The organism is Psychrobacter sp. AOP3-A1-26 (assembly GCF_052378235.1).
In the GTDB taxonomy this organism is placed as follows: Bacteria; Pseudomonadota; Gammaproteobacteria; order Pseudomonadales; family Moraxellaceae; genus Psychrobacter.
The window spans coordinates 82,028-103,277 of the sequence record NZ_JBQSXN010000002.1 but is presented as its reverse complement, the minus strand read 5'-3'; the positions used below and the strand labels follow the sequence as shown (position 1 = coordinate 103,277).

General features: G+C 43.1%; 13 protein-coding genes. 9 read left to right on the top strand and 4 right to left on the bottom strand.

The window, feature by feature from the left end:
- The first annotated feature begins 48 nt into the window (after window positions 1–48).
- From ACT3TU_RS01040 to ACT3TU_RS01030, 3 genes are all read left to right on the top strand, one after another.
- The gene (locus ACT3TU_RS01040; RefSeq protein WP_444783944.1) at window positions 49–6,261 is read left to right on the top strand and encodes a DNA repair ATPase; all 6,213 of its coding nucleotides are present in this window, start codon (window positions 49–51) and stop codon (window positions 6,259–6,261) included.
- Between the two features lie 134 nt (window positions 6,262–6,395).
- The gene (locus tag ACT3TU_RS01035) at window positions 6,396–6,569 is read left to right on the top strand and encodes a DUF2256 domain-containing protein (RefSeq protein ID WP_192529111.1); all 174 of its coding nucleotides are present in this window, start codon (window positions 6,396–6,398) and stop codon (window positions 6,567–6,569) included.
- A 124-nt stretch (window positions 6,570–6,693) separates the two neighbouring features.
- Complete coding sequence (locus tag ACT3TU_RS01030) at window positions 6,694–6,840, top strand: DUF2256 domain-containing protein (RefSeq protein ID WP_444783943.1); 147 nt, start codon at window positions 6,694–6,696, stop codon at window positions 6,838–6,840.
- A 35-nt stretch (window positions 6,841–6,875) separates the two neighbouring features.
- Here ACT3TU_RS01030 and ACT3TU_RS01025 read toward each other — a convergent pair whose 3' ends face one another.
- From ACT3TU_RS01025 to metH, 3 genes are all read right to left on the bottom strand, one after another.
- Window positions 6,876–8,375, bottom strand: a complete 1,500-nt coding sequence (locus ACT3TU_RS01025) for a reverse transcriptase domain-containing protein (RefSeq protein ID WP_444783942.1) — start codon at window positions 8,373–8,375, stop codon at window positions 6,876–6,878.
- Between the two features lie 454 nt (window positions 8,376–8,829).
- The gene (locus ACT3TU_RS01020; protein ID WP_444783941.1) at window positions 8,830–9,759 is read right to left on the bottom strand and encodes a bile acid:sodium symporter family protein; all 930 of its coding nucleotides are present in this window, start codon (window positions 9,757–9,759) and stop codon (window positions 8,830–8,832) included.
- Window positions 9,760–9,960: 201 nt separating this feature from the next.
- Window positions 9,961–13,770, bottom strand: coding sequence for a methionine synthase (gene metH, locus ACT3TU_RS01015; RefSeq protein WP_444783940.1), 3,810 nt, complete (start codon window positions 13,768–13,770; stop codon window positions 9,961–9,963).
- A gap of 656 nt (window positions 13,771–14,426) precedes the next feature.
- Here metH and ACT3TU_RS01010 point away from each other — a divergent pair.
- The 3 genes from ACT3TU_RS01010 to ACT3TU_RS01000 all read left to right on the top strand — a co-directional run bounded on the left by ACT3TU_RS01010 (window position 14,427) and on the right by ACT3TU_RS01000 (window position 16,119).
- Window positions 14,427–14,981 (top strand): fasciclin domain-containing protein, encoded by a 555-nt coding sequence (locus ACT3TU_RS01010; RefSeq protein ID WP_444783939.1) that lies wholly within the window; start codon window positions 14,427–14,429, stop codon window positions 14,979–14,981.
- Between the two features lie 258 nt (window positions 14,982–15,239).
- Window positions 15,240–15,338, top strand: a complete 99-nt coding sequence (locus ACT3TU_RS01005; RefSeq protein WP_444783946.1) for a fasciclin domain-containing protein — start codon at window positions 15,240–15,242, stop codon at window positions 15,336–15,338.
- 163 nt (window positions 15,339–15,501) lie between these two features.
- Complete coding sequence (locus tag ACT3TU_RS01000) at window positions 15,502–16,119, top strand: fasciclin domain-containing protein (RefSeq protein WP_192529497.1); 618 nt, start codon at window positions 15,502–15,504, stop codon at window positions 16,117–16,119.
- Window positions 16,120–16,309: 190 nt separating this feature from the next.
- On the opposite strand, the gene ACT3TU_RS00995 is transcribed toward ACT3TU_RS01000, so the two are convergent.
- Window positions 16,310–17,860 (bottom strand): alanine/glycine:cation symporter family protein, encoded by a 1,551-nt coding sequence (locus ACT3TU_RS00995; protein WP_192522892.1) that lies wholly within the window; start codon window positions 17,858–17,860, stop codon window positions 16,310–16,312.
- A gap of 764 nt (window positions 17,861–18,624) precedes the next feature.
- Between ACT3TU_RS00995 and ACT3TU_RS00990 the strand changes: the two genes are divergently transcribed.
- The 3 genes from ACT3TU_RS00990 to ACT3TU_RS00980 all read left to right on the top strand — a co-directional run bounded on the left by ACT3TU_RS00990 (window position 18,625) and on the right by ACT3TU_RS00980 (window position 21,191).
- Entirely contained in the window at window positions 18,625–19,257 is a 633-nt protein-coding gene (locus tag ACT3TU_RS00990) for a LemA family protein (RefSeq protein ID WP_192522891.1), read from the top strand.
- 156 nt (window positions 19,258–19,413) lie between these two features.
- The gene (locus tag ACT3TU_RS00985; protein ID WP_444783938.1) at window positions 19,414–20,604 is read left to right on the top strand and encodes a TPM domain-containing protein; all 1,191 of its coding nucleotides are present in this window, start codon (window positions 19,414–19,416) and stop codon (window positions 20,602–20,604) included.
- Window positions 20,605–20,666: 62 nt separating this feature from the next.
- Window positions 20,667–21,191: a TPM domain-containing protein gene (locus ACT3TU_RS00980; RefSeq protein ID WP_192522889.1), complete on the top strand. Its 525-nt coding sequence runs from the start codon at window positions 20,667–20,669 to the stop codon at window positions 21,189–21,191.
- Window positions 21,192–21,250: the final 59 nt, after the last annotated feature.

The window sequence follows — 21,250 nt, the reverse complement described above, 5'->3', positions numbered from 1 at the left end:
TTTATCTTATTTTTCCTATTGCCTAAAAATAAAAATGGACGAGCAACGATGGCGGACACGCAAAACCCAACCAATTTTGATAAAAACGACAACGATAATCAAACTGACCAAGCAGTTGCCTCAGGCAATGCTTATGAGCTTATTAAAAAGCGTCTGACTGAGCAAGGCAGCCGCCTAGAAACACAAACGGCGAACCTCAATAACGCTCGCTTGGAAGAGTTTGGTAGTACGCAAATGCAAATCGTTGCCCGCACACGTATTCGCACTGAATATAACTGCGTGGCGCAAGATATGGTGCAAGTGGGCGACTATCTGTTATTTGGCTACAATGTTTTTATGGGGCTTAAAAGAGCGAGTAATATTAAGGATGTACTATCACTATATCGCCTGATAGACCCGACTGATAAAAGTCGTAGTAATGATAATAGTCATGATAGCAGTGATGAAATAAATGACAAAGACCACAAAAATGACAGCACTGACCAAGAGTATCAGCTTGAAGAAGTGGATATAACAAATACCTTCTTAGATCAAGAGGCATTTGTCCAAGATTTTAACGAGTTATATCGCTATTACAAGCAGACCCGCTTGATTCAGCTAACCGTTAAAGACAGTAAACTGCTATTAGCGTTTCAGATTGGTGAGCGTATCACCGATATACGTGTTTTTCGTTTTGCCTTAGATTTTAGCCAAGGCACCCCAGAATCTGCCCAAGTCGCCTATGTGGATAATAGAGGCGAGCGCGATATTGAACTGCCTCCTGCCTATGATTTTGACTGGGTAGAAACCACGCGTGATCAGATGATCAATGGTAAGTACCCGCATATGAATATCTTAGATACGATATTTGTAGAAACGATTGGCGGCGATTTAACCATCAAGATTGAGGATAATACGCAGTCAGGGCAGGGTATTTATAGCGAGCCTGTGAGTGATCGCACTCAGTCGCTGACCGATGCCGAGATTGCTTATGCCAAAGTGGGTAGTTTAATCCTGCTGAAGATACTGCCTTATCGCGAGGACAGTTATCGTTATTTTGTTTATAACACCTTGACCGAAACGGTGCTGCGTCTAGACGCCATTGGTCAGTCGTGTGTCCAGCTGCCGGAAGATCACGGCATTATATTTCCAGGTGGTTATTATCTGCAAACGGGCGAAAACAAGTTATTTGATGCTCAAAACGTTGATGCTACAAACCTACAGTTCAAACGCAAAATCGTCTCACCAAACGGCGAAGACGTTCTCTTCTTATTCTATGATGTCGCTTATGGTGTCACAGGATTATTTCCTTATAATCTAATCAAAAAACAACTGGCAAACCCTATTTATTGCAACGGTATGGCGTTGGCGGACAGTGGTCGCTTGGTGCTGTTTAGCGCCCAAAGTGAGCCGTCGCGCATTCACCCGATGCAGATATGGCATACGCCTTATGCCTCACCTGAGTATGTTAGTGAGCTGCCGGAAAGCAGCAGTTTTTACGGCAGAATCGGCAATAAAGAATTGGTACGCGGTATCTCAGACCTTTATAGCATCACCCGCCTAATCGATAACCAAAGTGTCTCACAAAAGCTCTACGAGGAGTTGGCGGATAATACCAGTCGTCTCTTTGATAGTTATTATTGGCTGTCTGAACCTGAGCTGAACGAGGTTGCAGGTAGTATTAAACAAGTAACGGCTACCGCTGAGTTGGTCATTGATGAGTTTGCCAAAGTACAAAGTATTCAAAAGCAAACCCAAACCGCTTTGAGCGATGCCGACGCTCAGCAAGGTGAGATATTGCGGCAGATACGCGTCACTACTTTTGAGTCTGCCAGTGATTACGTGGAGCAGCTGTCGGCGTTAAGACAACAAAAGGGTCGTCTGGTTAGCCTAGAGGATTTGCGTTATTTAGATGGCGATAAGCTTGAAGCGTTGCAGGCTCAACTAGAAGAAGCAGAAAGCGAGCTCGCCGAAAAGACCGTATTATTTTTAAGTGAAGACCAGGCGCTTTCGAGCTACGAAGCAGTTTTAGCCGACGTCAGTGAGCGTTTAAATACGGCTGAAACCAATGCTGAATTAAAACCTGTCCTAGACAAAATCGATGAAACCGCACAAGGCTTAGATTTATTAACCGAGCTGCTGGGCACGTTGGATGTTGCCGATGCCACCGTACGCACCCAAATTATCGATGACATATCGACCATTTATTCGAGCCTCAATCAAAGCAAAGCCAAGCTCAACCATAAGCGCAAAAACTTGGGTTCAGCCGAAGCCGTTGCGCAATTTGGCGCGCAGTTTAAGCTGTTTGGTCAGTCGATTGCCAATGCCTTGTCCATTGCCAATACACCTGAGAAATCAGATGAGCAAATGGCAAAATTGCTGGTGCAGTTAGAAGAATTAGAAAGCCAGTTTGCTGACCCAGAGACCAATAGTGGCGATCAGTTTTTAACAGACATTATTAGCAAACGTGAAGAGATTTACGAAACCTTTGAAAACCATAAGCAGCAACTGCTTGATACGCGTAATCGCAAAGCCCAAAATTTAGGTGAAGGTGCGCTGCGGATGCTCGAGAGTATCAAAAAACGTACCCAAAGTACGGGTGTCACCGGCTTTAAAGAAGAAGAGGCGTTAAATACCTATTTTGCTTCAGATGGCTTGGTACAAAAAGTTCGTAACATCGCCAAAGAACTGCAAGCGATGGGCTTTAGCGTCAAGGCAGACGACATCGACGCGCGCCTAAAAGCCATCCAAATCGAAAGCTATAAGAGTCTCAAAGATAAATCTGATTTATTCGAAGATGGCGGTCAGATTATCAAGTTGGGCAAGCACCGCTTTTCGGTCAATACCCAGCCGTTAGACTTGACCTTGCTCAGTCGTCAACAGTCTGATGGTGCGCGCATTCTCAATTTGCACCTAACAGGCACCGACTATTATGAAGTGCTCAATAATGCTGAACTGAGTGCTTTACGCCCATATTGGGATATGAATATCGCCTCCGAGTCTGATACTGTCTACCGCGCAGAATATTTGGCGTATAGCATCATTGAGAGCGCCAAAAACAGCCAAGATGGTTTGACCGAAGCGCGCCTATATCAAGCGTACGACGAGACCGCCAGCACTATTAGTGTCAGCACGCTTGATAGCAATAGTGATATTTATAATGATAGCGCGCTGGCTAAACTGGTTAAGGCGTACGCCACTCCTCGTTATCAGCTCGGTTATGACAAAGGTATTCATGACCATGATGCCACGTTGTTATTGATGCAAATATTACCCACGTTGCGTGAAGCGGGTTTGCTGATATACACGCCGCAAGTTCGTGCATTGGCGCAGTTGTTTTATTGGCAGCTAAATTTAGTACAAGCGCTTGGTTTAGAGGTTTTGCATCAATTTGGCTATGACGCTTGGCTGAATGAATCAACGCTTACGCGCGTGGACAACTGGATGGATAGAGCCATCACCGCCGAGCAGTTGCGCCGTAGCTTGGGCAGTGATAATGCCAAAGCATTACTGGTTGATGATATCACCCAAGTGATGCAATATTTTGTCGCCGCTTATAGTGACGACAGCGTTGGCGTTGATAACGGTGCTAGTAAGCAGGCAGAATCAAAGTCAGATTTAGACAATAGTGATATTCATAAAGAGACTGTTGTTAATAGCAATACTATCTTTCAGCAAAGCTATGTCCAGCTTGCCAGTGAATATTTGGTCAACGTCATGGGTCAAGCCAATACGCCCAATGGCGATATAGAATGGCAAACCAGCCAACAAGCGCAGCAGTTATGCGAGCAATTAAGCCAAACTTTGAATAGCTCATCAGGCACCGCGCCAAATAGCGCAGGCTTTGAGCAACTACAGTCTTCAATCGGTAAGCTTGGCTTTCAGCCCAAATCTGCGTATGAGCTACTAGCAACATGGTTTCACGCCTTACTTGATAAGATTTACGCTGAGGATAGTAGCAAAATAGCCGGTGAGCAAGCTAATAATGAAGAAGGTGAGCTTAGTGAACAGCAGCTTGCTGAGCGTAAAGAAAAAGAAACTTTACGCAAACAACAGCTAGAAAGTGGTCGTCATTATGTGCCGGAAGCGATTGCTATCTTGCTTACCCAATTAAACGACAGCCAGCGTGAAGCGTTAATACAACGTCTGGTTGACGCAGGCGCCAGCTTTAATAAAGCGGCAAGTGCGACATCATCACCCTTATCATTTGCATCAACCCCAGCATTGACCAGTAGTAATAACCCACTCAATCAAGTCGCCAGCTTTGAGCGCAGTACGGGTAAAGTATCGCTTGAAATACAAGTCAAGCATCTATTGGGCGAGCATGAGCGTATCCAGCAGCAAACCTTAACCTTTGCCGTCGATGATTTCTTAAATCGTTTGCACCATCATGATACGCAGGTTATTCCTGCTTATCGACGCTATCTGGCTCTGCGCTCAGAAATTTTGCGCGATGCAAAAGAGGCGTTGCGACTTGATGAGTTTATGCCGCGTCCATTGTCATCATTTGTGCGCAACCGTCTGATTAATGAGAGCTATCTGCCATTAATCGGTGATAACCTTGCTAAGCAAATGGGTACAGTTGGCGAGGATAAGCGTACCGACTTGATGGGTATCCTGATGATGATATCGCCACCAGGTTACGGTAAAACCACCTTGATGGAATACGTCGCCAACCGTTTGGGGCTAATCTTTATGAAGATTAATTGTCCTTCACTCGGTCATGACGTCACCTCGTTAGACCCTGAAAAAGCGCCTAATGCCACCGCAAGAGAAGAGCTCAATAAAATTAACTTGGCCTTTGAGATGGGCAATAACGTCATGCTCTATCTCGATGATATTCAGCATACCCATGCTGAGTTTTTGCAAAAATTTATCTCACTCGGCGATGGCACACGCCGTATCGATGGCGTTTGGCAAGATAAAACCAAAACCTATGACATGCGTGGCAAAAAGTTCTGCGTGGTCATGGCAGGTAACCCTTACACCGAAAGCGGTGAGGCCTTTAAGGTGCCTGATATGCTCGCCAACCGTGCCGATATCTATAACCTAGGCGATATTATGAGCGGCATGGAAGAGATATTCGCGCTCAGCTACATCGAAAACTCGCTAACCTCAAATGCCGTATTAGCACCACTTGCCAATCGCGACCTAGCAGATGTGCATCGCCTCATTAAAATGGCAAAAGCGGATAATGCCAACTTAGCCCAAGCACAAAGTAGCGAGCTAACCTATCCCTATAGTAGCTCGGAGATTAACGAGATTATAGCTATTTTGCGCCATATGTTTACCGTGCAAAAAGTCATTCTTGACGTCAACCAAGCCTACATTGCTTCTGCCTCGCAAGATGATAAATACCGGGTTGAGCCGATATTTAAGCTCCAAGGCAGTTACCGTAATATGAATAAGATGACCGAAAAACTATCGGCGATTATGAATGACAGCGAGCTTAACCAGCTGATCGATGATCATTATCTGGGCGAGTCGCAACTCTTGACCACAGGCGCAGAGAGCAATCTGCTCAAACTTAGCGAGATGCGCGGGGCGCTGACTGAGCAAGAAGCACAGCGTTGGGCGAAAATCAAAGCTGATTTCTTACGCAACAAAGCCATGGGCGGTGAAGATGGCGATACTGGCGCGCGTATCGTTGCCCAGCTGGTCGATTTGGCCAGCGGTTTTAATGCTATCAGTAGTCAGTTTGATAAATACCTTACTCAAAACAATCCTGAGGAAATCGCGCGCTTGCGAGAAGCGGGACAACAAGTGCAAATCGATGCGCAACTAGAGGCTCAATCAAAGGCACTAAAAATCCTCGCTGATAGCTTTATCACGGGTTTTGTAGATAACGCCAAAGTGGTTAGCGACAGCATCGACAATGGCTTTGAAAAAAGTATGAATCAGCTGATGCAAATTTATAAGCATGATCACAATGCTGAAAAGGCGGAAGGTGAGCAGCTCAAGCAAAGCCAAGAGATGCAAAAAGCGCTGATGGTGCAATTGGTCGATGCCGTCGAGCAGCTATCGCATAAGATGGCTGATAGCTTGTCACATAGCTTAACGCAAAGGCTACTTAAAAATGATGAGAATCAAACAGCAGATATTGATACGACTGACATCCATCAGCAAACCGCACTGATGGCAAATGCGCTAAAAGAGGCGCTTACACCACTCAATATGCGCATGGATGAAAAGCTGGCAATCGATAGCAGTACCGATCAATCAGGTAAGCTGATCGTCAATAGCCTCAATCGACTGAATAAAATATTTGATGACTATGATTAGGACTTGTGATTAGTGCTTATGAAAAATAGATAGTAGTAATAGCGACAAGTTATCGATGTATAGTCGAGGCGGTTTAAAGTAAAGCGAGTAGGGTGCGCCCCGCGCACCGATTTGTATAAAGTAACAGGAACATCATGGCGCATAAAAAGAAAAATGTCCGCAAAAAAGAATGTCCCGTCTGCAAACGTGAGTTTAGCTGGACTAAAAAGTTGGATAAAAACTGGGAGAGCATGGTCTATTGCTCCGACCAATGTCGCCGTGTGAAAAAGTATGAAGGGTTGGTGGATCATCAAAAAGAAGATAAATAGGCGTTAATAGTTAACTAAAGATATATGACAACAAGGTAGGGTGCGCCCCGCGCACCATTTTGAAAAAGTTGTAGGCGGATTTTTAACCCAGCAATTCATACTACAAAGTGACGTACGGAAGCTCATGGCACATAAAAAAGTAAACTTACCGCAAAAGACCTGCCCCGTCTGCCAACGCCCGTTTACGTGGCGCAAGAAGTGGGAGAAAGACTGGGAGCAGGTGATTTATTGTTCTGAGCGGTGTCGGCGGGGGAAAGCTAAAGTTGACTAAGAAAAATATGACAGAAATACTGACGCTAAACATACTTAATATTTATTAATTTCAGTATTCAAGTTTTTCCAATGGTTTTTAATTTGCGAGTCAATCTTATTTTTATCAAGCGTTCTGCTAGCTAGTTTCGCATACGTAATAAAATTACCCCAGTTATAACTAGATGTTTGCCTCCACTGGTTAGTCGTTCCAGACACTCGTTGGTATTTCTTTGAACGATTTGAGCCTATATAAGAGTACTGTTTATATAATTGTCTTTTAAAGATTTCACCTCTAGATTTATTTCGAATCCTAGACTTGAAATACCCTCTACGCCTAACTCCAGCTTTCATTTTTCTATAGTAACTAGCTAGAGAACTTGTTTTCAAATAAGTATATTCACCATCAAAACTAAAGCCTAAATATTCAAAGTTTCTATTGATGCTATTTTGGTTGATTGTTCCTTCAAACTCTTGTAGACAAGTTAACCTATTTCCATCGTGATTAAATTGAAAAATCTGAGTCTTAGAGGGTTGTATTTCTAGTTTTGAAATTTCAATAATAGATTTTTCTAAAAAATCAATCATATGACTTTTGTGTCTTCTTTCGCAAACAATAACTGCATCATCAGAATATCTCCGATATAAGCCATTAAAACTAAGAACATTTCTATTTACTACCTCATCAAAATCTAGCATATAAATATTTGCTAATGTAGCACTGATAGGCGATCCTTGACAGATACCATAACCTTTTAAATAGTTGCTTTTATCACGTTTATGCTGCCTTATAAGACCCTTAGCACGAATTTTATGAATATCGTTTTTTTCACAAAATGAAATTGCACCCTGAGCCTTCATATATTTTAAAGATTTTATATGTTTTTTGTTAATTAAACCTGACTTTGACTCAGTAATTATCTGATCTTGAAATAAGTTAAATAAGTGTAGTTCTTCAATATATGAAAATTTAGTTATATTTTTGAATACATTATAATGGTCATTTGGCAGAGTGCTAACGTTCAAAACCTTGCACCAAGATTTTTTAAGTATTTTATGATCTAAGTTATCGAAAAATCCAGTGACATCTACAGCAATAGCAACTAACTCCCGATCGGAGTTATCTCTAATATAATTAAAAACATCATTAGCGAAATCGATATTACATTTATTTCTATATTCATCGAAGGGTATTTTTCTATAGGCAGTGACTACTTCATTTAGTCCTTTATCTTTCAATAGTATTTCATATTTTTTCATCAACAAGGATGAGTAATATGAATAAATGTTAGAGTCCAAATGGCTAGCGTAATAAATGTCTCTAATTTTAGGGTCTAACTGTTTACGTTCTCCATTGAACTTTACGTTTCCAAAATTATCATACTTCTTTCTGAGTTTTCTAGAGAAGATTTGCTTGTGGATAAATGGGAGAAATGAGTGTTTAGAGATCTGGTTACTATCTTTTATGTAACTAGATACTTGTTTCTTGTTTGCTGTAGTAATCGGATACCCAATATGAGGGTACCTTCTAACTCTAAACCATTCAGTTTTTTTCACTAATATAGAACCATAGTTATAAGGTGTGGAGAACGAACCTGTACGGGGCTTCGCTTTTTAACACTACTTAGTAGTGGGTGAGTTAAGTTCCAAACGTCACTATAAAGAGTGACACCCCTTATCAAGACAGGAATAAGTATAATAATACATATTAAACATCTTATGGAAATATACACCATGCAAAATCTAACAATATTAATAATAGTTTATATCATAAATAGATTGACAACGCCAATTATATATGGTATTAAACCGACTTACTAGCTTTCTAGTAAGCACTGCACAAACTTGCTTATGCAGTTATTTAGCAAACTTAACAAACCAGCTTCATTCTCCACTCGTATATTCTAACAGAGAGTAAAAAATCCTACAAATTCAAATTTAACCATTTCTTAGTCATCTTCACATCACAATTTTCTTACTCAATATTAAAGCACGCATAAGCAATAAACCCCTACCTAGCATCTCTCTTAGCAAAGATATTCGCAACCAATGCGCCACTAAAGTTATGCCAGACACTAAAGATCGCACTAGGTAGAGCAGCGACAGGATTGAAATAAGTCGCAGCAAGAGCAGCACCAAGCCCCGAGTTTTGCATGCCCACTTCTACCATAATGGCACGACGTTGTTTCTCAGTAAAGCCAGATAAGCGAGCGATTAAATACCCTAAGGTATAACCCAGCATATTATGTAGGGCCACGACGACAAATACGATGGCACCACTGTCTAAAATAGTTGTTTTAGAAACCGCGACCACGGCGGCGATGATAATCGAGATACCCAATACCGACACCATCGGCAATACCTCGGTGACAAATTCGATTTTTTTACCCAAAAACTTATGAAAGATAACACCCAATAATATAGGCAAGATGACGATTTTAGTAATGGTGAGCATCATACTGGCCAAATCAATATCGATCAGCTGACCCGCAAAAATATTTAACAGAATAGGGGTTAAGAAGGGTGCGAGCAGGGTAGAGATTGAGGTAATCGCCACACTCAATGCCACATCACCTTTAGCTAAGAACGTAATCACGTTGCTAGACGTACCGCCTGGGCAACAACCAACCAAGATAACCCCGACCGCGATCAAAGGATCAAGATTAAAAACCACCGTCAATAAATAAGCAATCAGCGGCATTAGCGTGAATTGTGCCACCAGTCCTACCAATACTGGTTTGGGTCGTTTAACAATCTCTAGAAAATCTTCTGTTCTAAGCGTCATGCCCATGCCAAACATAATGATGCCAAGTATCGGAACGATCAAAAATGCCAATGAGGCGAAGAGTTCAGGAAAAACAAAGCCCAACACGGCACTGACCAATGCCCAAATTGCAAACGTTTTGCCAATCCAACTAGAAAGTAGCGCAATTTGTTTCATAACCTTTCTCAAAATAGTGAAGTAGGTAATAATTTAGCATGGTTATCGTCAGGAAATGATAAAAGTATTTTGTTATTAGCGTAGCGATAAGTTTGCTTATATAAAGTCGTCTATGGTTCTATAAAAAATGGCTTACTTATATTAAATAAGTAAGCCAAATATGATTATCAGATATCTATGAGTTAACTGGGTTTGACACCTTTACAAATTCGGATTTAACCACTTCTCAGCAGTTTTCATATCCCAACCTTTACGCTCAGCATAGCTCTCTAACTGATCGGTGCTGATTTTACCAACGTTAAAGTACTCACTATCAGGATGCGAGTAATAGAAGCCACTGACCGAAGACGCTGGCCACATCGCATAGCTTTCAGTCAAGATCGTACCGATAGCATCGCCGGTACCAATCCACTCAAATAGCTTACCTTTTTCAGTATGTTCAGGGCAGGCAGGGTAGCCAGGTGCTGGGCGGATACCGACGTATTTTTCCTTGATCATCTCATCATTGCTAAGCGACTCAGTCGGTTGATAGCCCCAGTATTCTTTACGAATGAGTTCATGTAAATGTTCAGCAAAGGCTTCTGCCAAGCGATCAGATAAAGCTTGAGCCATAATGGCATTATAGTCGTCACCAGCCGCTTTATACTTTTCAGCCAGAGCTTCTGTACCAACGATGGAAACGGTAAAACCGCCTATATAATCGGTATGAGCTTCTGATGGCGAGATAAAGTCTGCCAAGCTAAAGTTTGGCTTGCCACTGGCTTTGTCGCTTTGCTGACGTAGATGCTCGAACTGATAGGTTGGGTTGCCACCTTGTTGTGGATCTTTATCATAAACCGTCACGGTATCGTCACCAGTCCGTCGAGCTGGCATGAGCTTAAACACCCCTTTAGCCACGATTAATTTTTCATCGATCATTTTTTGTAGCATGTCTTCTGCGTTACCAAACAAATCACGAGCGGCTTCGCCAACCACATCATCTTGCAATATTTTTGGGTATTTTCCCGCCAGTCCCCAAGAGATAAAGAACGGCGTCCAGTCGATATAAGGCAGTATATTAGTGATGGGATAATCATTAAGGATGACTTGTCCTAGTTTATTCGGCACAGGCGGCACATAGTTGTCCCAGTCGTACTGAAAACCAAGGTCAATAGAGTTAGCATAAGATATTTTGGCAGCTTTTGGCTGACGTTTGGCGAGGCGCTCACGTACCTTGATATATTCTGCGCGCGTCTCGTCGATAAGACCTTGACGATTCTCTTTCGACAGCAGTTTCGTCACTACGCCTACTGAGCGTGAAGCATCCGACACATAGATGACGCCATTGTTTTGATATTGTGGTTCGACTTTGACAGCGGTATGCGCTTTAGAAGTTGTGGCACCGCCAATCATCAGCGGTAAGGTCATGCCGCGCTCTTGCATTTGCTTGGCGACATAGACCATTTCCTCAAGGCTTGGGGTAATGAGACCTGATAAGCCGATGATATCGACTTCCTCAGCAATCGCGGTATCGAGGATTTTTTCACAAGGTACCATCACGCCCAAATCGAGGATGTCATAACCATTACAGCCAAGTACCACACCGACGATGTTTTTACCGATATCGTGGACGTCGCCTTTGACCGTCGCCATGAGTATTTTACCTTTCTTTTCGCCTTCGACTTTTTCCGCTTCGATATACGGGTTTAACCAAGCTACAGATTGCTTCATCACGCGCGCGGATTTCACCACTTGCGGTAAAAACATTTTACCGGCACCAAATAAGTCGCCAACGATGTTCATTCCATCCATTAATGGCCCTTCGATGACTTCTAGCGGTTTTGGGTATTTCTCCCATGCTTCTTTGGTATCAGCGTCGATAAAGGTGGTGATACCTTTTACTAAGGCATGGGCAATACGCTCTTCGACCGTGCCTTCGCGCCAGCTCATATCGACGGTGCTGTCTTTTTTCTTCCCACCATCTTGATAGCTTTCGGCGATGGTCATCAGCCGTTCGGTGGCGTCTTGGCCAGTTTCGCCTTGGTTGCGATTGAGCATCACATCTTCGATGGCGTCGCGTGCTTCTTTTGGAATATCGTCATAAATCTCTAACATAGAAGGATTGACGATACCCATGGTTAAGCCGTTTTGAATCGCATGAAATAGGAATACTGAGTTGATCGCTTCACGAATCGGGTTGCCACGGAAACTAAATGACACGTTAGACACACCGCCCGAGACCATGGCATTTGGCAAGTTATCCGTGATCCATTTAGTGGCGTTGATAAAGTCGGCGCCGTAATTATTATGCTCAGTGATACCGGTGGCGACCGCAAAGATATTCGGATCAAAAATAATGTCTTCGGAAGGGAAGCCCACTTCATTGACCAAGACATCGTAGCTGCGCTGACAAATCTGAGTTTTGCGCTCAAAGGTGTCGGCTTGCCCGTCTTCATCAAAGGCCATAACGATAACCGCTGCACCGTAGCGCATGCATAAATTGGCGCGCTCGACGAACTCAGCTTTACCTTCTTTTAAAGAGATGGAGTTGACAATCGATTTACCTTGAATGCGTTTCAAACCTTCTTCGATAATGTCCCATTTCGACGAGTCTAGCATCAACGGCACACGGCTAATGTCAGGCTCGCCCGATACCAAGTTGACGAAATGAATCATCGCCTGTTTGGAGTCGAGCATACCTTCGTCCATGTTGATATCGACGATTTGTGCGCCACCTTCGACTTGGTCACGGGCGACATCGAGCGCTTCGGTATAGGCTTCGGTTTTAATCAAACGTAGGAATTTTTTAGAACCGGTAACGTTGGTACGCTCACCAACGTTGACAAATAAACTGTCGTCGTTGATGGTAAACGGCTCAAGTCCAGATAAACGGCAGGCAGGTGCTATTTCTGGAATGACGCGCGGTGGGTAATTGGCCACCATATTAGCGATTTGGCGAATATGCTCAGGTGTGGTACCACAACAGCCGCCGACAATATTTAAGATGCCTGCTTTGGCAAAGCCTTCTAATAGCGCAGTGGTTTCTTCAGCCGTTTCATCGTATTCGCCAAACTCATTGGGCAGACCAGCATTCGGATGCGCGGAGACATAAGTATTGGCGATATTTGATAACGTTTGGATATGTGGGCGCAGCGCATCGGCACCGAGCGCGCAGTTAAAACCAACGGTTAATGGTTTGGCATGGCGAATCGAGTTATAAAAGGCCTCAGCCGTTTGACCTGACAAGGTGCGACCCGATGCATCGGTAATCGTCCCTGAAATCATAATCGGCAACTCAAAACCGATATCATCAAACACGCCGGTTATGGCAAATATCGCTGCTTTGGCATTGAGCGTATCAAAGATAGTCTCAATCAAGATGATATCGACGCCGCCTTCCATCAATGCCAATGTTGACTCACGATAATTCAGCACCAATTCATCAAAGGTAATGTTACGAAAGGCAGGGTCATTGACATCAGGAGACAATGAGCAAGTACGCGACGTTGGACCAATAACCCCAGCGACGAAACGTGGTTTGTCAGGATTCTTAGCTGTGTATTCGTCAGCCGCTTCGCGCGCAATCTTGGCCGCAGTTTTATTCAGCTCTGGCACTAGATACTGCATATCGTAGTCAGCCATCGATAGCCGCGTACCGTTAAAGCTGTTGGTCTCGATGATATCTGCACCTGCCTCGAGATGCGCCAAATGAATTTCTTTAATCATGTGCGGCTGAGATAGCACGAGCAGATCATTATTGCCGCGTACGTCTTGTTCAATATCAGCAAAACGCTCACCGCGATAGTCTGCTTCTTCCAGCTTATAGTTCTGAATATGAGTGCCCATCGCCCCATCTAACATCAAAATCCGTTTGGCCATCTGCTCAGTGATACGCGCACGCGCGGTCAGCTGCTGTGCTTTATAAGGGAACACGGCAGGGGGTGTCAGTATAAAGCTATCCGCTGCATTGGATGAAGGGGCATTGTTGTCCGCGGGAGAGGAGGTCGGTGAAGTTGTGGTCTTTTGAGTCATAGGAGCGCTGCTTATATCGTCAATTTTATAAAAGGAAGGAATAACAAATAGATGCAAAAAACAGGGTCAAATAATTATAAGAGAAAATAAAAGTTATAGGGCGTGTTGAATATTCACAAATAGGCAAATCCGCATTATTTTAGCATGAAAAATATGCTGTACGCAGGATAGTGCTTATTCCTCTTTAGCAATACAGCATATAAGGTGTATGTTTGTTGAATGCTAAACGATGGCAGTGAGTTTTATTGCCTACAATAAATTCTATTGCATAAATTGGATAGGCACAAATGAACATCATTTCCATCAAGGATTACATAAAGCTTTGTTTTTATGGATTGATTTCAAGTTTACTGTAAAAAGTTAGACAAAATTTACACCGATGCTACAAAAAATAGCCTAAAGGCGAATTGATAAACATGGTTTATATGTTAATTTAATTTCAGAAGGATTAATGTTTCGTAAGTAGTACTTACTAGTTGAATGCTAATATTCATCATAAACACTAAGTCATAAAGAGACACGTCATAAAAAGACATGTCGTAAAAAGACACTGAGTCATAAAGACTGATGTGAGTGCTTGCTCTAGGGAAAGTCAATCTAACTTGCAAGACGGTAATACCGTAGTCAATAGATACTTAATCATTAAGGATAATGTTATGAAATTCATTAAAATTGCTACCATCGGTACACTTGCTATTTCAATCGCTGGCTTAAGCGCCTGTAATAATATGATGCCAGCCAAAACTGCGGCGATGAAAGCACCCACGTATAGCCAGCCGATGGCAAATATGAACGTGGTACAAATCGCCCAAAGCAATGCTGATTTTTCGTTGCTTGCTGAAGCGGTCGTTGCAGCAGATTTAGCAGACGCTTTATCGGATACCAGTGCGAGCTATACCGTACTGGCCCCAACCAATGCAGCATTCGTTAAAGTATTACAAGAAACAGGCATGACCAAGGCAGAGCTATTTGCCAATAAGCCATTACTTACCAAAATATTGACTTATCATGTCATCAAAGGTAATACGCCAGTTTATCAAAAGCATGTAAGACCCGGTAATTACACCATGCTCAGCACTGATACACTGATGATTACGCCACAAGGTAGGTTAAAAGATGAAAATGGTCGTCTAACCAATATCCTCAAGACCGATATCGCGGCCAGTAACGGCGTCGTCCATGTTATTGATAGAGTGCTACTCCCTAAATAAGCATTGAGCTAAGTTGAGCTAAGTTGAGCTAAAAGGTATCTCGTTATTTTTTATCAGTTAGCTGCTATATTAAATCCACTATAAAATAAATACAGTGCTACTGGGATGAATTTTGCGTAGCCTCTGGGAACGCAGCACGCAAGGAAAATATATACCAGTAGCACGCTGTAATAGATGTACTCTTTTTATTTAAGACTAACTATATCAGTACCAGCTGCCTTTATGACGTTATTGAGCTCATTCAATGTTCAATAAGCCCTGATAAACAAAAAATATCTTGTCAATGCGGTAAGGGTTAATACACAAGCTAACAATGGCGTCGTATACGTGATTGATACAGTGTTGCTACCTAAGTAAGCATCAATTCAAAATTAATCAGTTAATATTGTAGTTATTGATATAACACATTCCTCGTTTGGTTCGACTCATTAGTCTACTGTTATATTTTTAAGTTAAGAAAAAGTTAGTTAAGAAAAACTATTTACTAAGCTTATCATTTACTATTTATAAGGAAATATCCATGTTAAAGAAGAATTTATTATCTATTGCCATCGTTACCGCTGCTATGTCATTGGCAGCCTGTAACGATACCGACACCGTGGCTGAACCAACTGAGCCGGATGTCACTACCGAAGAAGTAGTTGTTGAACCTGAGGTTGAGACGGATCCAATGGTTGAAGCAGAACCTATGGATATGGATGAAACCGATGTTGCTGGCACACAAACCATTGGTGAAATGGCAGCGGGCAATGAGAATCTAACCATCCTGACAGCTGCATTACAGGCTGCTGGACTGGATTCAATGTTGATGGCTGATGACAAGTACACCGTATTTGCACCAACTGACGATGCCTTTGCTGCGCTATTAACCAAGCTAGATATTACTAAAGAAGAGCTATTGGCTGATGAAGCAACGCTGAAAAGTGTACTGCCATACCATGTTGTTCCTATGGTAGTAAAAGCGGCTGATATCCCTTATGGTGATAAAATTGAAACCGCAAACGGTCAGTCATTTACTATTAGCGAAGACAATGTGATTACCGATGCAAGTGGTAACACGGCTAATATCATTGACACGGATATGATGGCAACCAATGGTGTGGTACATGTAATCGACACCGTATTATTACCAGAATAAGCTCAATCAGTTTTCTATAACGTATTAATACTATCTAAGAAGCCCAGCCATTGCGCTGGGCTTTTTTTATCTATCAATTTTACTGTGCCCAAACTATGAAAGAATAGAGTTGTGCAAATAAGAAAGCCCGAGACGATGGTCTCGGGCTTTTTTACTCAATAGGGCTGAGCAGTGACTACTTTAAAGAGTATTACTTATGCTCTTTATGTAGTGGGTCTTGGGCTGCCATTCTTTGTTGCTCTTTTAAATGGCGCTCTTCCCAATAAGGCGCGTTTTTGATACCGAATTTTGCAGGATCAAAACTATAGCGTGCGACACCTGCTTTACGCTGTGCTTCATAGTCTTTTAGCATCGTAAGCGTTGGGCGAGCCACAATGAAAATGACCAAGATACCAACGATGTTCAACCAAGCCATCAAGCCCACACCGATGTCGCCGATAGCCCAGATGTAACCAGCTGAGTTGAGACCACCGTAGGCAACCATCGCCATGATTAAGACTTTGACTAAGAATAGACCTGTTTTATTAGCCTTACGACTGATAAAGCGAGTCAGGTAAGCCACGTTCACTTCAGCAATGTAGTAATAAGCCAAAATAGTGGTGAAAGCAAAGAAGAATACAGCGACTGCAATAAAGGTATTACCAAAATTACCATATACCGATTCCATCGCCATTTGGGTAAAGGCAGGGGCGTTGATCTCAGTAGTAGCGGCTATGTTCTGTACGACGAACTGACCGTCTGGCAACGTACCCTGAATGTTGTACATACCAGTAGATAGAATCATAAAGGCAGTAGCAGAACAAACCAGTAACGTATCGACGTAGACTGAGAAAGCCTGTACTAAACCCTGCTGTGATGGATGCTCAACTTCGGCAGCAGCCGCAGCGTGAGGACCAGTACCCTGTCCGGCTTCGTTAGAGTAAATACCCCGTTTGACACCCCAACCAATAGCAGCACCAAAACCTGCTTGAGCGGTAAAGGCATCACCAATGATCATACCGAATACTTCTGGGATCAAACTGACGTTGGTGAACATGATAATTAAGGCTAAAATGATATAACCTAGTGCCATAAAAGGAACGGCGTATTCAGTAAAGGTTGCAATACGCTTAATACCACCAAAGATGATGATACCTAATACGACTAGAATGATAGCTAGTGCGACTAGACGCATAGAGCCAACTTCTAGGGCTCCGATGTTCATCACTGTCCCTTCGCCCATTACTTGGGCAAAAGCATTGATAACGCCGTTAGCCTGTACGCCTGGTAAGAACATACCACAAGCTAAAATAGAGGAAATTGCGAAAAGGATACCGTACCACTTTTGACCCAGAGCGCGCTCAAAGTAGTAAGCGGGACCACCACGATATTCGCCAGTAACCACATCTTTTTCTTTATAAATCTGTGCTAGCGTTGCTTCGACATAAGCGGTAGAAGCCCCTAAAAAGGCAACCACCCACATCCAAAACACGGCACCTGGGCCACCAAAACCGATAGCAGCAGCAACGCCTGCGATGTTACCCATACCCACACGTCCCGCTAGAGAGACGGCAAGTGCCTGAAACGATGAAATACCATCAGTACTGGACTTACCAGTAAATAGTAGTTTGATCATTTCACCAAAAAGACGCACTTGTACAAAGCGCGTCATAATAGAATAAAATAGGCCAGCGCCCAAGCATAAGTAAACTAATGCGGGGCTCCAAATAATTCCATTTACTAAGTTAACTAAACCTTCCATATTTATATTCCTAGTACTGTCTCAAAGTGGCGCTATATGCTAGGAGCAAGCTAACTGGTTAACTTACTTATTTAAGTTAAGCAGTTAAATTGTCTACACCGACTTAATCCATTTCATTTAAAAAGTATGCCAATTAAGTCTCATACACGCTATAAGCTGTATCGATTCAAGACATGCTGGTGTGGTAAATTAAGCTTGTTGAACTCATATTTAACCGCTTGATGGTGATTTTATAAGGAAACCAACAGCGTGTTAGTACTAATCAAGCTCTAATTCCACTACCAAATGTATTCAAACCGTACGGCTACGTAACTGCAATTTGCCATATTTCTGTACCAATTACTAGAAATTTCTTTATATAGCGGCAGATATATTCATATTAAGTTGAATAGAGCAAAAAATAAGGAATGAGATAAGGTTAGAGTGTTTGAGTGATAACGACAATAAATCGAGTGTGACATCCGTACCGAGCGTTGGTTAAGCACGCTTTGCGGTTGTTTTTTAGTAACGATCAATTGTAAAAGTAAGGTTATAGCCCCATTATTGTCAGGATATCTCGTGGGTCATGTCTTATAGGCTATAATGCTCTATTCTCATATCCAGTAGTATAATTAAGCGGCATAATTGGTATGCTAATCTAAGTTATATGAAATATTGAGTTATATAAAACATGTAGACGGATATGAGTCTTCGAGAAGTTTTAAAAAATATTAAAAAACGGGTTACTAGGTATTTGTTATTTATCATTATTAGGAGAAACAACGATGACGCGTCAATCCATTGTAAAACCTATGTTGCTTGCAGCAGTATTAGCGACTTCTACCGTTGGCCTAAGTGGCTGTGGCTATAATAACCTTCAATCACAAGACGAGCAGGTGACGGCGTCGTGGTCAGAAGTGGTCAACCAATATCAGCGCCGCTCTGACCTAGTGCCAAACTTGGTCAAAGTGGTACAGCAATACGCGGAGCAGGAACAAGAAGTCTTTACCCAAGTCGCTGCTGCTCGCTCACAGGCTGGCGGTATTACGGTGACACCAGAACTTCTTAACGACCCAGAAGCGATGGAGCGTTATGCTGCCGCGCAAGAACAGATGACTGGTGCGTTATCGCGCTTAATGGCAGTGTCTGAGCGTTATCCTGATCTAAAATCAGACGCCTTGTTCCAAGATTTACAAGCCCAGCTTGAAGGTACTGAAAACCGTATCGCAGTCGCGCGTAATCGTTATATCCAAGAAGTGCAAGGTTATAACACGACCGTTCGCCAGTTCCCAACCAATATCACTGCAAAAGTATTTGGCATGGATACCAAGCCAAACTTTAGTGTGGCGAATGAAACAGAAATCTCTACTGCACCAAGTGTTGATTTTGGCGACTCTACAGAGGCGACTGCTGAGTAGCGTGTCGCGGATGAAGGTAAAAGTCAGGTAATGGTTGCTGCTCTATATTAAGTTATCCATGAACATGGTTATTTTTGTCGTATGATGTCATGCGACAACGGTAGAGTCAGCACCCATTAATTTAGTACAGATGTCACTCGAGGTGGTATAGATTAGATGAATAATTCAAAAACACTCTTATCAGTATTATTATTCACGCTAAGTCTCGGTAGCGCCTCTGTGTTGCATGCTGCGCCTAATGGCGATGCTATTAGTAATGCCAATACCAATACTAATAACAGTACGGTAGCTGTAGATAGCGCCTCAAACACACAAAATCGTAGTGTGGAAGATTTGGTGGCTATTTCTAAAGCAGCCGAGTCCAACGACGCCATCAATGACGCGGTATTGGGTAACGAAGCTATTAATGACGCCATACTCGGCAACGATGCTATCAATCCTAATGCGGCCAATGCTGAAGCGAGCTCTGAAGCCACGGCAACAGCGCAACCACCTGTTCGGTCAAGTGCTGAAGGTGTCGATGCCGACAAGCTTATATTAAATAACCCTGTCGTTGATCAAGCCAACATCTTAAACCCACAAGAAAAACAACGCTTAGAGGCGCAGTTACATGCTATTTATCAGCAGGGCTTGGCTCAAGCAGCCGTGGTCATCGTACCGACGACCAATGGCATGCCAATATTTGACTATGCCTTACAAGTGGCTGAAAAATGGCAGTTGGGTAATAAAGATATCGATGATGGTTTGTTGATGGTCGTTGCTGTCAATGACCGTGATATGTATATTTTAACGGGGTACGGCTTAGAGGGCGTGTTACCAGATTCTGCCGTCAACCGTATTATTCGTGAGGATATTACCCCGTCGTTTAAACAAAACAATTATGGCGCTGGGGTACTGGCAGGCATTGATGCGCTTAAAGCACGTCTGACTGCTGATCCTGAGGTATTGGCCCGTGCAGATGCGCAAGCTGCTGAACGCAGCGCTCAACAGGGTTCGGACGAGATGCCGTCGCCTATTTTCTTATTTATCATGGCGATGATATTTGGTAGCTTTATCACTAGTATTTTCGGTCGTGTATTTGGTTCTATCCTTACCGCTGGTGGTTTTTTTGCTGGCTCGCTAGCTCTCGGTGGCGGCTTTTTTATGACCGTAATTATGGCAATATTTTTATGGTTGTTCTTAATTTCACGCGGAGGTGGCGGCAAAGGTGGATCTGGTGGCGGTCGAGGCATGGTCTTCTTACCGGGCATGGGTGGCGGTAGTAGTGGCGGCGGAGGTTTCGGCGGTGGCGGCTTTGGTGGCGGCGGCGGAGGTTTTGGTGGCGGCGGTGCTGGCGGATCGTGGTAGATGCGCGATAAAAACAACCACTCAATGACCATCAGCAATGGCGTATTTAAGGAAGTAATATAATGTCAGAAAACAACGCTTCAAAACCCAGTGTTGCCCGCTGGTGGCGTCAGGTCTTATTTATCCCTGTACTACAGAGTAAGTGGCTGACAGCAGAGGCCAAAGCGCGTCTGACAGACGAGGTAACACGTGCGGAGCGTGGGCATCGCGGTGAGGTTTTTTTAATTGTAGAAAATAACTTGCCTATTCAAGACGCTTATTATATTGGCTGCCGCGACCGTGCGATTGACTTATTCAGTGAGTATCGAGTGTGGGATACCGAAGAGAACACGGGTGTCTTGGTCTACGTCAATATTTGCGAGCATCAGTTAGAGATTGTGGCTGATCGAGGTATTAGTACGCACGTCAGCCCAACTGTTTGGCACGCCATGTGCGAAAAAGCGGTATCCGGCATTGCCAATCAAAAAACAGAAGAGAGTTTGGCTGAGTTGTTAGATGAAGTCGGGCAAGTGCTGCGCCAGTATTATCATCTCGAACAAGACCCAGCAGGCAATGAGCTGTCAGATACAGTGGTTTTTCTAAAATAGAGCCACCAAAATTACATCTCTAATTAGATCTTTGTACCTTCTCTCTATAAAAAACATTA

What these genes read in the sequence shown, in the direction of transcription:
- ACT3TU_RS01010 (WP_444783939.1), top strand. Translation starts at nt 14,427, where the DNA reads ATGAAATTCATTAAAATTGCTACCATCGGTACACTTGCTATTTCAATC.
- ACT3TU_RS01020 (WP_444783941.1), bottom strand. Translation starts at nt 9,759, where the DNA reads ATGAAACAAATTGCGCTACTTTCTAGTTGGATTGGCAAAACGTTTGCA.
- ACT3TU_RS01000 (WP_192529497.1), top strand. Translation starts at nt 15,502, where the DNA reads ATGTTAAAGAAGAATTTATTATCTATTGCCATCGTTACCGCTGCTATG.
- metH (WP_444783940.1), bottom strand. Translation starts at nt 13,770, where the DNA reads ATGACTCAAAAGACCACAACTTCACCGACCTCCTCTCCCGCGGACAAC.
- ACT3TU_RS00995 (WP_192522892.1), bottom strand. Translation starts at nt 17,860, where the DNA reads ATGGAAGGTTTAGTTAACTTAGTAAATGGAATTATTTGGAGCCCCGCA.
- ACT3TU_RS00990 (WP_192522891.1), top strand. Translation starts at nt 18,625, where the DNA reads ATGACGCGTCAATCCATTGTAAAACCTATGTTGCTTGCAGCAGTATTA.
- ACT3TU_RS01030 (WP_444783943.1), top strand. Translation starts at nt 6,694, where the DNA reads ATGGCACATAAAAAAGTAAACTTACCGCAAAAGACCTGCCCCGTCTGC.
- ACT3TU_RS00980 (WP_192522889.1), top strand. Translation starts at nt 20,667, where the DNA reads ATGTCAGAAAACAACGCTTCAAAACCCAGTGTTGCCCGCTGGTGGCGT.
- ACT3TU_RS00985 (WP_444783938.1), top strand. Translation starts at nt 19,414, where the DNA reads ATGAATAATTCAAAAACACTCTTATCAGTATTATTATTCACGCTAAGT.
- ACT3TU_RS01035 (WP_192529111.1), top strand. Translation starts at nt 6,396, where the DNA reads ATGGCGCATAAAAAGAAAAATGTCCGCAAAAAAGAATGTCCCGTCTGC.
- ACT3TU_RS01040 (WP_444783944.1), top strand. Translation starts at nt 49, where the DNA reads ATGGCGGACACGCAAAACCCAACCAATTTTGATAAAAACGACAACGAT.